Source organism: Methylobacterium sp. J-088, from assembly GCF_022829295.1.
In the GTDB taxonomy this organism is placed as follows: domain Bacteria; phylum Pseudomonadota; class Alphaproteobacteria; order Rhizobiales; family Beijerinckiaceae; genus Methylobacterium.
The window spans coordinates 1-11417 of sequence record NZ_JAKSYH010000100.1; the positions used below are offsets into that span (position 1 = coordinate 1).

An 11417-nucleotide genomic window follows, 5' to 3' on the forward strand; every position below is an offset into this window, starting at 1 on the left:
TGATCGGTCGGCGGTTCCGCTGCTCTCCCTCTCCCGCAGAGCTGGCGGATTTACACATCGGGTTGGGGATCATCGTGCAGTTGCCAAGTGGGGCGGCTCGGCTGGCACATGCGCCCTCCCTCCCCCCTTTGCGGGGGAGGGAGAGGCGCGGAGCCGCTTTCGCCTCTCCATGGGAGATGTGTGCATCCGCAAGCCCGCAGTGGGGGGGCGTCGCGCCCTTCAATACCCCAGCGCCGCCCCATCCTTGCGCGGGTCCGAGCCGGCGGCCAGCGTGCCGGCCTTGCGGTCGATCCAGATGACCTGACCGCCCCCGAGCGGCAGCGGCGCCCGGATCGCCGGATGGCCGCGTTCCCTCAGCCCCGCCATCACGGCGTCGGAGATTCCGCCCTCAACCTCCAAGGTTCCGCCATAGGCGAAGCTGCGGGGGGCATCGAGGGCTTCCTGCACGTCGAGGCCCCGGTCGAGGAGGCCGGACAGCAGCTCGACATGGCCCATGGCCTGGTAATGGCCGCCCATGACGCCGAACGGCGCGACCGCCTGCCCGTCCTTCATCAGCATGCCGGGGATGATCGTGTGCATCGGCCGCTTGCCCGGCCCGACGCTGTTCGGGTGGCCGCCCTCGGTGCGGAACGACAGGCCGCGGTTGTGCAACAGCACGCCGCTCTCGGGTGCCAGGATCCCGGAGCCGAAGCCCTGGAAGATCGAGTTGATCAGCGACAGCGCGTTGCCGTCCCGGTCGACGATGCAGAGGTAGACCGTGTCCTTGTGGGCGCGGCCCTCGGCGATCTCCCGGGCGATCTCGGGATAGATCTCCGGCTCGCGGGCCCGACCCATGTCGATCGCCCCGTGGGCGGCAGCCTTCCAGGCGTCGGAGAGCAGGTGCTCGATCGGAACCTGCGCGAGGGCGGCGTCGCCGAACAGCACGTCGCGGTGGTGGTAGCCCTGCTTGCACACCTCGGCGAACAGGTGAAGCCGGTCGAGGTCCGAGAGCGCACCGACATCGTAGTGGGACAGCACGTTGAGCATCATCAGCGCGGCCAGCCCCTGGCCGGCGGGCGGGCACTCGTACACGTCGTAGCCGCGGTAGCGGGTCGAGACCGGCACGACCACGTCGGGCCGGGCGGCGGCGAAGTCGTCCAGGGTGTGCAGGCCGCCGAGAGCGTTGAGCCGGCTCACCATGTCCTCGGCCACGGGCCCGGTATAGAAGGCGCGCGCGCCGTCCTCAGCGATGCGCCGGAGCGTGGCTGCGAGCTTCGGCAGGCGCAGGACGCTGCCGATCGCCGGCACCTGTCCGCCGGGCAGGTAGGTTTCTGCGGCGTGGGGATCGGCAGCCACCCGCTCGGCGCCCCGCTGCCAGTCCCAGCCCACCCGCTGCTGGACGACGAACCCATCCGCCGCGTAGCGGATCGCCGGCTGGAGCAGCTCGCCGAGGGACCGGGTGCCGTGTTCGCGCACCATCAGCTCCCAGGCCGCGACGGCGCCCGGCACCGTGACGGCGTGCGGCGAGGTCGGGGTGATCGTGACGCCGTGCTCGGCGTACCAGTCGGGCGTGGCGGCGGCGGGCGCCCGGCCCGAACCGTCGAGGGCGATGGGCTTCGTGGCGCCCGCGGGGGCGTAGAGGGCGAAGCAGTCGCCGCCGATGCCGGTCATCAGCGGATCGACCACGCATTGCACGGCCACCGCCGCGATGCCGGCATCGACGGCGTTGCCGCCGGCGCGCAGGACTTCAATCGCGGCGAGCGTCGAGAGTGGGTGCGAGGTCGCGACGGCGGCGTTGGCGGCGTAGACCGGGGACCGGCCGGGGGCGGAGAAGTCTCTCACGGGATGTCCTGTCGTTTCAAAGGCGTCCAACGTTTCCCCTCCCCACAAGGGCTAACGGATCCACACATCTCCCTTGGAGAGGCGAAGGCGGTTTCGCGCCTCTCCCTCCCCCGCAGAGGGGGGAGGGAGGGCGCATGAGCAATCCAGGCCGCCTCATTTGACGACCGCACGATGACCCCAAACCCGATGTGTGAATCCGCAAGCCACAAGGGGGAGGAGAGAAGCGCGCGCCATGATCACCCGACGCCCGGCAGCGCCACCCAATGCCCCGGCGCCACCTCGGTGAGCGGCCCGTCGGGCGGCGCGTCGTGGCCGGAGAGGTCCCGCGCCGCGAGGCGGGCGCGCTCCTCGGCCGGGTGCGGCACCGGCACCGCGGCGAGCAGACGACGGGTATAGGGATGGCGTGGGTCCGCGTAGAGCGCGTCGGCCTCGGCCAGCTCGACGATCCGCCCGCGCCAGAGCACCGCCACCCGGTGGCAGAGGTAGCGCACCATCCGCAGGTCGTGGGAGATGAACAGGTAGGACAGGCCCATCTCGTCCTGCAGGTCCTGGAGCAGGTTCACCACCTGCGCCTGGATCGACACGTCGAGCGCCGCAATCGGCTCGTCGGCGACGATGAAGCTGGGTTTGAGGGCGATCGCCCGGGCGATGCAGATCCGCTGGCGCTGGCCGCCCGAGAACTGGTGCGGGTAGCGCCCCATGAAGCGCGGATCGAGACCGACCCGCTGGAACATGGCCGCCACCGCCTCCCGCCGCTCGGCTCTGCCCATGTCGCGCCGGTGCAGCTTGAACGCCTCCGCGACGTAGTCCCCGGCACTCATCCGCGGGTTGAGGGCCGCGTAGGGGTCCTGGAACACCGTCTGGATCCGGGCGCGCATCTTACGCATGGCGCCCGCCGAGAGCTTGGCGAGGTCGGTGCCCTCGAACGCGATGGTGCCCGACGTCGGCGGGTTGAGCATCGTCACGGCCCGGCCGATGGTCGACTTGCCGGAGCCGGATTCACCGACGAGGCCCAGGGTCTCGCCGGGGCGGATATCGAAACTGACACCCTCGACGGCGCGGAACACGGATTCCTTGCCACCCCACCACGAGCGCAGGGGGTAGTGCTTGGACAGGTCGCGCACCGAGACGATCGGATAATCCTGAACGCTCATCGGGCAACCTCCTGACGCAGCAGGTTCGGCAGGTCGTACCAGGCGGCGACGAGGTGGCCGGGGGCGGCACCGGGCGCTTGTGCCAGGGGTGGCATCTCGGTCCGGCAGCGCGGGGTCGCGAAGGCGTTGCGCGGCGCGAACGGATCGCCCGGCGGCGGGTGACGCATGTCCGGCGGCGCGCCCTCGATCTGGTGCAGCCGGCGGCGCCCGGCGCGGCCGCCGGAGAGATCCGGCAGGGAGCGCAGGAGGCCCAGCGTGTAGGCGTTGCGCGGATCGGAAAAAATGTCGTCGACTGGGCCGCGCTCCAGGATCCGGCCGGCATACATCACCTGCACGGTGTCGCTGATCCCCGCGACCACACCGAGATCGTGGGTGATCCAGAGGATCGCCATGCCGAGCTCGCGCTTCAGCTCCTGAACCAGCGCGACGATCTCGGCCTGGACGGTGACGTCCAGCGCGGTGGTCGCCTCATCGGCGATCAGCAGCTTCGGCCGGCAGCTCAGACCGATGGCGATCATCACCCGCTGGCGCTGGCCGCCGGAGAATTCGTGCGGGTACTGGTCGAGGCGCGCGACCGCGTTCGGGATGCGAACGAGGTCGAGCAGCTCCCTGGCCCGGGCGCGGGCCGCGCGGGCGTCGAGGCCGAGATGGATCCGCAGGGGCTCGACGATCTGCGCCGCGACGGTCATGCCGGGGTTGAGCGAGCTCATCGGGTCCTGGAACACGAATCCGATCGCGCCGCCGCGGATCTTTCGGAGTTCGCGCTCCTTCAGGGCGAGCAGGTCGCGCCCTTCGAACAGCACCTGCCCGCCGGTGATGCGACCCGGCGGGCGCGGGATCAGGCCCAGCATGGCCAGCACATGCACGCTCTTGCCGGAGCCCGACTCGCCGACGATCCCCAGCGTCTCGCCCTCGTGCAGGGTGTAGGACACGCCGTTGACCGCGTGGACCGCGCCCCCGTCGGTGTCGAAGGCGACCGCGAGGTCGCGGACGTCCAGGAGGGGCTTCGTCATGTCCGCTGCCTCGGGTCGAGGGCGTCCCGCAGGCCGTCGCCGAACAGGTTGAAGGCGAGCACGGCCAGGAAGATCGACAGGCCGGGCCAGATCGCCATCCAGGGCGCTTGGTCCATGAAGTTCTTGGCGGTGTTGAGCATGGCGCCCCAGGACGGCTCGGGCGGCTGCTGGCCCAGGCCGAGGAACGACAGGCTCGCCTCCGCGATGATCGCGGCCGCGATGGTCAGCGTCGCCTGGACGAGGATCGCCGGCACGATGTTGGGCAGGATGTGGACCCGGGCGATCCGCCAGGGCGGGTTGCCCATGGCGCGCGCCGCCTCGACGAACTCCTCCGCTGCCACGGCGCGGACCTGCGCCCGGGTCAGCCGGATGAAGGTCGAGGTCGCCGAGAGGCCGATGGCGATCATCGCGTTGACGAGGCTCGGGCCGAGGAAGGCGGCCAGCGCGATCGCCAGGATCAGGAACGGGATCGCCAGGAGCGCATCGGTGAGCCGGGAGATCACGCCGTCGATCCAGCCGCCCGCGTAGCCGGCGAGCAATCCGAGCGGCAGGCCAAGGGAGACGGCCAGCGCCACCGAGACGAGGCCGGCGCCCAGCGAGGCGCGGGCGCCGAAGATGATCCGCGAAAGCACGTCGCGCCCGACCTCGTCGCCGCCGAACGGGTGCACGAAGCTCGGCGCACCGCGGACGTTGCCCCAGTCGGTGGCGGTTGGGTCGTAGGGGGCGATCCAGGGCGCGAACACCGCCATCAGGATCAACAGGCCGACGATGACGAGGCCCGCCACCGCGCTCTTGCGCGCGCGCAGGCGCCGCCAGAAGGCCGCGAGGGTGCCGGGTTCCTGGATGAGGGCCGGGGTTCCGGCGGGGGCGGCGAGGCCGGCGGCCTCGGCGATGGGGGTGCCGGTGCTCATCGGACCCTCGGGACGTTGGCCTCACGCGCTCTCCCTCCCCCCTCTGCGGGGGAGGGTGGCCCCCGAAGGGGGTCGGGAGAGGGGAGCGACGGTGCAGAATGAGGCTGTGCCCGTCGCGAAGGTTGCGCCCCTTCCTGAGCCCGGGCTCCCCTCTCCCGACCCCTGCTGACGCAGGTGCCACCCTCCCCCGCAGAGGGGGGAGGGGAGGCGTTGCACTCGAACACCGCCATCATGCCCGCCTCAGCTTCGGGTTCACGGCCGCCGAGAGCAGGTCGGCGGCGAGGTTGAGGGCGATGTAGGTGGCCGCCGTGCAGATCACGACGCCCTGCACGGTGGCGAAATCCCGATTGAACACGGCATCGACCATCAGCTTGCCGAAGCCCGGCACGGAAAACACCTGCTCGGTCAGCACCGCCCCGGACAGGAGCTGCCCGAATTCCAGAGCGCCGAGCGTGATGATCGGGATCGCGGCGTTGGGCAGCGCGTGCCGCAGGGTCACCCGCAGCGGCGACACGCCCTTGGCGCGGGCCGTGCGGACGTAATCGGAACCCAGCACGCCCAGCATCGCCGCGCGGGTGTGGCGCATCATCACCGCCGCGATGGCGTTGCCGAGCACGAAGGCCGGCATCACCATCGCGGCGAGGTTTTCCGACAGGCTCTCGAACGGCGAGACGTAGCCGGAGGCCGGCAGCCAGCCGAGTTCCACCGAGAACAGCAGGATCAGCAGAATCCCGAGCCAGAAATTCGGCACCGACAGGCCCCACAGGGCGATGCCGTTGGCGATCGTGTCGGCGGCTTGGCCCCGCTTGACCGCCGAGAGCACGCCCATCGGCACGCCGATGGCGAGCGCCACCAGCATCGCCAGACAGGCGAGTTCGAGCGTCACCGGCAGCTTCTCGACGATCAGCTCGGAGACCGGCTTCTGCAGCCGGATCGACTCGCCGAGATCCCCCCGCAGCACGCCGCCGGCCCAGTAGGCGTAGCGCACGGGCAGCGGCTCATCGAGGTGGTACTTCTCGCGGATGAAGGCGATCACCTGCGGATCGCGCTCCTCGCCGGTCAGTGCCGTGGCAACATCGCCGGGCAGCAATTGTTGCAGGGCGAAGATGATCATCGAGGCCAGGATCAGCGTCGGGACCGCCAGAGCGAGGCGTCGGACCAGGAACCGCAGCATCAGTTGAGCTTCAGGCCGGGGAAGCGCACGAGCCCGTCCGGGTAGGGCACGAAGCCCGAGATCTTCTGGCTGTAGGCCCAGAGCAGCTTGCGGTGCAGGATGTAGATTCCGGGCCGGTCGGTCAGCACGTGATCGGCCAGCGTCTTCCAGGCGGCCTTGCGCTTGGCCGGGTCGATGGTGCCGCGCTCGGCCTGGAGGGCCGCGTCGGCCTCCGGGCTGCAGTATTTGGGATAGTTCAGCGCCGCCTTGCAGGCGAGGAAGCTGAATGTGTTGCCATCCGGGTCGGAGCGGCCGCTCCAGGAATAGAGCTGTGCCTCGTAATTGCCCTTGTCGGCGGCATCCAGCGCCGTGGTGAAGTCAACCGCCTGGATCTTCACGTCGAAGCCCGCCTCCTTGGTCATGGCCTGGATCACCTGGCCCACCTGCGGCGATTCGCTGTTGGCGTAGACGGTGAGCGTGATCTGCGGGTTCGGCTTGCCGGCCTCGGCGAGCAGCGCCTTGGCCTTCGCCACGTCGCGCTTCGGGATCGGGTACTCGGCGACGTAGTTCGGGTTCTTCGGGTTGACCCACTGGTTCCCGGCCAGGAACTCGCCGTTATAGACCACCTGATTGATGGCGTTGCGGTCGATGGCGGCTTCGAACGCGGCGCGCACCTTCGGGTCGGAGACCGGCGAGCCGGCCTTGTGGGGGTTGAACAGGATCTCCTGGAATCCAAGCTCGGTGGTCGAGTCGAGCTTGAGCTTGGCATCCCGCTTCACCTGCGCCACGTCGGTCGGGGCGAGCCGCTCCAGCAGGTCGAGCTGGCCGGCGCGCAGGTTGGTGAGCCGCACGGTGGCGTCGGGGATCGGCCGGAACTCGATCCGCTGGATCTGGATCGCATCCTTGTTCCAGTAGTCGGGGAAGCGCTCGACCACGATCCGGTCCTGCGGCACCCGCTCCACGAACTTGTACGGGCCCGCACAGACCGGCGCGGAGGCAAACTTGTCACCGAGTCGCTCGGCGGCCTTGGGCGAGACCATCATGCCGGCGCGGTCGGTGAACTGCGCGAGCAACGGCGCAAAGGGCTGCTTCAGATTGATGCGAAAGGTCAGGTCATCGACGACATCGACCGAGTCGATCGGCGCGATCTCCGAGCGGCGCTGCGAGCCCGGCAACTTCATATGCCGCTCGATCGAGTATTTGGCCGCGGCCGCGTCCAGCTTCTCGCCATCGTGGAACAGCACGCCCGGCCGCAGGTGCATAGTCAGAGCCTTCTCGTCGGGCGACAGCTCCCAGGATGTCGCGAGCTGCGGCACCGGCTTTAGGTCGGGCCCGATATCCACGAGCTTGTCGCAGAGCGCCGCGAACACCATCCGGCTCGCGAAGGTGCGGGCGAGCGTCGGGTCGAGGGCGTCCGGATCCTCCATCATGCCGTAGCGGAGCGTCTGCGCCGCGGCGGGGCCGGACACGATCAGTCCGGCGAGGAGGCAGACGGCGAGACGCAACATGAAATCGGTCCGGAGGCTGGCGCGGGTGGCGGGATGCGATCGGCCGCGGCCGATCCGGAGGCGGTGAAGAATGTCGCGCACCGCCGTGGCATGCACAATCCCAAGGCAGCATCCGTGCCAGACGATCAAGCTGCATCTTTTATTCAAACCATCAAAACGGCTTCAGCGACGTGTCGCGCTGCGGCTGTTTCGATATCCGGCTCCGCGGTGACTGGCTGCCCTGACCGGCCTCGCGCGCCCGTTCGTCACGCCGGCTCGGGCGCAGGATCCCCGGCCCCGAGCCGGTTCGGGTCCACCCCCGTATCGTCACGAAGCCGACGATCGCCGCGGTGACGCCGGAGGACGGCCATGCCGTTTCGGGGCTTGTTTCAACATCTCGCCGTCCGGCGTGGCAGTGCTGATCGATCGGACGCTGGAACGCGGCGCAGCAACCTGGGTCGACCAGACGGTGGCCCGGATGATGCGGCACCTCATCCACGAAGTGGGGCCCATCATCATGGCGCCGTTCGAGTGCAACGCCGTCCATGAGGCGATGACCTTATAGATCATGGACACGCCCGCGGCCCTCGCAGCGGCGGCGGATGGGCGCTACATTATTCAGGATCAGCGAAGGACATCCTATGAAGCGTCAACTTTCTACATCCCTCGCCGCCCTCCCGGCCGTTCTTGCGGTGCTACCGCAGGCGGCGCTCGCCCATCCGGGTCATGGCGCCGCCACCGGTGCGGAGGCGGGGTTCCTGCATCCGCTGATGGGGGCCGATCACGTGCTGGCGATGGTCGCGGTCGGCCTGCTGGCGGCCCTCCGGGGCGGGCGCGCCTTGTGGGCGCTGCCCCTGTCCTTCCTGGCGCTGATGAGCGCGGGGGCGGGGCTCGGCATGGCGGGGATCGCACTGCCTTACGCCGAGACCGGGATCGCGCTGTCCATCGTGGTCTTTGGCCTCGCCGCCATGGTCGGCCTGCGGGCGCCGGTGGCCGTGCTCGCCGCCCTGGTCGGGGTGTTCGCGGTGTTCCACGGCTATACACACGGGGCCGAGATGCCGGAGACGGCCTCCGGCCTGTCGTTCGGTTTCGGCTTCCTGGCGGCGACCGCGCTCCTCCATGCGGCCGGGATCGGCCTTGGCGTGGCCGGTGCCCGCTTGGGTGCAACCCGGGCCGCGCCGGTCCTCGGGGCCGGCGTCGCGATGGCGGGCCTCGCCCTGCTGGTGCTGCCCGCCTGACCGAGACGGCCGACCCGTCCCCGGCGCGCAAGCCCGATGCAGGACCGCGCTTGAGCATCCGTATCGATCTGGGACCCGGGCACCGGCTTGGTCCCGGCAAAGTTCGGTTGCTCGAACTGATCGCCGAGCACGGGTCCAGTGCCGGCGCCGGCCGTGCCCTGGGCATGTCGCATCGACGGGCATGGCTGCTGGTCGAGGCGATGAACACCGGTTTCGGCCGCCCGGCGGTCGAGGCGCAGACCGGCGGACGGGCCGGAGGCGGTGCACGCCTCTCGGACTTCGGAGCCGATGTCGTGGCCCGGTACCGGGCTGTCGAAACGGCTGCTGAAGCGGCGGCCGCTCCGTACTTGAACCGGCTGGGGCAGGCGGGGGCATGTAACCGGCCCGGGCGTAAGCGCGATAAGCGAGCGTGCGTGTCACAGGCCTCCAGGGGCTGAATGCACCGCACGCTGCCCCACGTGCTGCCGGTCGCGACAATCCCGGCGGCAACAAGAGGACCCTACATGGCTAAGTTCACGACGCTCGCCCTCATGAGCCTTCTGGCTGTCACAACGGGGGCGCAGGCGGCCCCGAAGGTGGAACGCCTGCGGGGAACGGTCGAGGCGGTCGAGCAGGGTGGCTTCACGCTGAAGACCCTCGACGGCAAGTCCGAGGTGGTCGCGCTGCCGGCGGACGCGAAGGTCTCGTGGGTCATCCCGGCGAGCCTCGATCAGATCAAGGACGGCGTGTTCATCGGCACGGCCACCAAGGGCCAGCCCCCGGTGGCACTGGAAGTCGTTCTGTTCCCCGAGGCGATGCGCGGCACCGGCGAGGGGCATTACGACTGGGACATGATCGCGGACCACACGGCCGGCGGCGCCCGGGTGAAGAGTGCGATGACCAACGGCACCGTGAAGGCCGACGCGCGTTCGACCGCGCCCGACGCCCCCCGGGTCAAGAGCGCGATGACCAACGGTACTGTGACGGCGAGCGGCGGCGGAGCCGAGCGGACGCTGACGGTGGATTATGGCAAGGGCCAGTCCCTCCAGATCCTGGTGCCGCCGCAGGCGCCCGTCGTCAGCTTCGCGCCGGCCGACGCCTCGGCCCTCACACCGGGTGCGCGGGCCTTCGTGCTCGTCGCGCGCGAAGACGACGGCCATCTGACGGCCCGCCGGGTCGCCGTCGGCAAGGACGGCCTGACCCCGCCCATGTAAGCCGGCAATGTAACGCGGCTGTCGCGCGCAGGGCCAGCAGCAACCACGGCTGCAGGAGGCCCTGCGCGCGATTCGTCCGGCGCGCGAATACGGGCGCCGGGCTATTCGAGTCCGAAGACGCTCTAAAAATTCGCGCGAAACCGGGCTCCGGACGCCGGTTAGTGGCCAATGCGCTCCGAAATTGTTGCCAGCAGGCAACATGCAGTCGGAACCGGGGCCATAAGCGAGAATCCACGTTGCCGCCCGTAACCCGTTCGCACATGGTGAGTGTGCACGGGGGCATCGCCAAGCGAGAGCCCGCAAGAGCCTGCCGCCCAAGACGCAGGCCAAATCTACAAAACGTGCGGCTAGATCCGGTCAACCGGGCACGTCCGCATTATTGGGTCTCGAAGCTTTGGAGATATCGATGAAGCTCTTGAAGGGCTCGTTGCTCGGGTCGGCTACTGCGTTCGCGGCGGTAGGCGCCGCGCACGCCGCCGATCTGCCGGTCAAGAAGGCCGTGCCGATCGAATACGTCCGCGTCTGCACCGCCTACGGCGCCGGCTTCTTCTACATCCCCGGCACCGATACCTGCCTGCGCGTCTCGGGCCGTGCCCGGTTCGAGGGCGGATACCAGACCAGCTACTCGCGCCAGAACGGCGTTGGCGACACGTCGGGCTACCAGGGCCGGATGCGCATCAACCTCGATGCCCGCACCCAGACCGCCTACGGCACCCTGCGCGCCTTCGTGCGCCTCGATGCCGGTGCCCGTACCGGTTACTCCGGCGTCGGCACCTCCGGCACCCAGCAGCGTATCGGCCAGGCCTATGCCGGCATCGGCACCGACAGCTTCGGCCGCGACCAGCAGTACATGAACGTCGACAAGGCGTTCATCCAGTTCGCCGGGCTCACCGCCGGTCGCGCCTCCTCGTTCTTCGACTTCTACGCCCACGACTTCGAGTTCGCCGGCGCGACGGCCGGTTCGGACGTGTTCTCGACCAACCTGCTGGCCTACACCGCCACGGTCGGCAACGGCCTGTCGGCGACGATCTCGATCGAAGACCCGGTCTTCCGCCGCACCCCGATCTTCTCGCCGACCAACATCTCCGCGACGGTCAACACCGGCGCCGTTTCGAACTTCGGTGTGACCAACCAGCCGACCCCGGTCTTCGTCGGCCCGGGCCGGTATGGCAACGTCGACAGCATCGAGCGCTCGCGCCTGCCCGACTTCGTCGGCGTCGTTCGCCTCGATCAGGCCTGGGGCTCGGCTCAGCTCTCGGCCGCCACCCACAAGCTGAACGTCGGCAACCTCTCCACCGCCGCCAGCACCGGCACCGGTCCGATCGGCGTCCCGGCCCATACGAGCAACGTTCAGGCTTGTGCGGTGCAGGGCGGCCTTAAGCTCAACACGCCGTTCATCGCCCCGGGCGACGCCCTTTACCTGGAGGGTTCCAACCGCGCCGGCCCC

11 protein-coding genes are annotated in these 11417 nt (G+C 69.7%); 4 read left to right on the forward strand and 7 right to left on the reverse strand.

Annotated elements, in window-relative coordinates; all coding sequences use genetic code 11:
* Positions 1–219: 219 nt before the first annotated feature.
* From MKK63_RS11195 to MKK63_RS11225, 7 genes are all read right to left on the reverse strand, one after another.
* Positions 220–1821, reverse strand: a complete 1602-nt coding sequence (locus MKK63_RS11195; protein WP_244001645.1) for a gamma-glutamyltransferase family protein — start codon at positions 1819–1821, stop codon at positions 220–222.
* Between the two features lie 236 nt (positions 1822–2057).
* Complete coding sequence (locus tag MKK63_RS11200; protein ID WP_244001647.1) at positions 2058–2975, reverse strand: ABC transporter ATP-binding protein; 918 nt, start codon at positions 2973–2975, stop codon at positions 2058–2060.
* Positions 2972–3988 carry an ABC transporter ATP-binding protein gene (locus MKK63_RS11205; RefSeq protein ID WP_244001649.1) on the reverse strand — a complete coding sequence of 339 codons (1017 nt, stop codon included), beginning with the start codon at positions 3986–3988 and terminating at the stop codon, positions 2972–2974. Before MKK63_RS11205 ends, MKK63_RS11200 begins: the two co-directional genes overlap by 4 nt.
* Entirely contained in the window at positions 3985–4899 is a 915-nt protein-coding gene (locus MKK63_RS11210) for an ABC transporter permease (RefSeq protein ID WP_244001650.1), read from the reverse strand. Before MKK63_RS11210 ends, MKK63_RS11205 begins: the two co-directional genes overlap by 4 nt.
* 229 nt (positions 4900–5128) lie before the next feature.
* Positions 5129–6073, reverse strand: a complete 945-nt coding sequence (locus MKK63_RS11215) for an ABC transporter permease (RefSeq protein WP_244001652.1) — start codon at positions 6071–6073, stop codon at positions 5129–5131.
* Entirely contained in the window at positions 6073–7560 is a 1488-nt protein-coding gene (locus tag MKK63_RS11220; RefSeq protein WP_244001654.1) for an ABC transporter substrate-binding protein, read from the reverse strand. The genes MKK63_RS11215 and MKK63_RS11220 overlap by 1 nt, the downstream gene beginning before the upstream one ends.
* A gap of 151 nt (positions 7561–7711) precedes the next feature.
* Positions 7712–8086 (reverse strand): hypothetical protein, encoded by a 375-nt coding sequence (locus tag MKK63_RS11225; protein WP_244001656.1) that lies wholly within the window; start codon positions 8084–8086, stop codon positions 7712–7714.
* A 94-nt stretch (positions 8087–8180) separates the two neighbouring features.
* Here MKK63_RS11225 and MKK63_RS11230 point away from each other — a divergent pair, with 94 nt between their 5' ends.
* The 4 genes from MKK63_RS11230 to MKK63_RS11245 all read left to right on the forward strand — a co-directional run.
* On the forward strand, positions 8181–8777 hold the full coding sequence (locus tag MKK63_RS11230; protein WP_244001658.1) for a HupE/UreJ family protein: 597 nt from the start codon (positions 8181–8183) through the stop codon (positions 8775–8777).
* A 50-nt stretch (positions 8778–8827) separates the two neighbouring features.
* Positions 8828–9214, forward strand: a complete 387-nt coding sequence (locus MKK63_RS11235) for a winged helix-turn-helix domain-containing protein (protein WP_244001660.1) — start codon at positions 8828–8830, stop codon at positions 9212–9214.
* Between the two features lie 66 nt (positions 9215–9280).
* Complete coding sequence (locus tag MKK63_RS11240) at positions 9281–9970, forward strand: metal ABC transporter permease (protein ID WP_244001662.1); 690 nt, start codon at positions 9281–9283, stop codon at positions 9968–9970.
* A gap of 406 nt (positions 9971–10376) precedes the next feature.
* A partial coding sequence (locus MKK63_RS11245; protein ID WP_244001664.1) for a porin occupies positions 10377–11417 on the forward strand: 1041 nt, incomplete at its 3' end.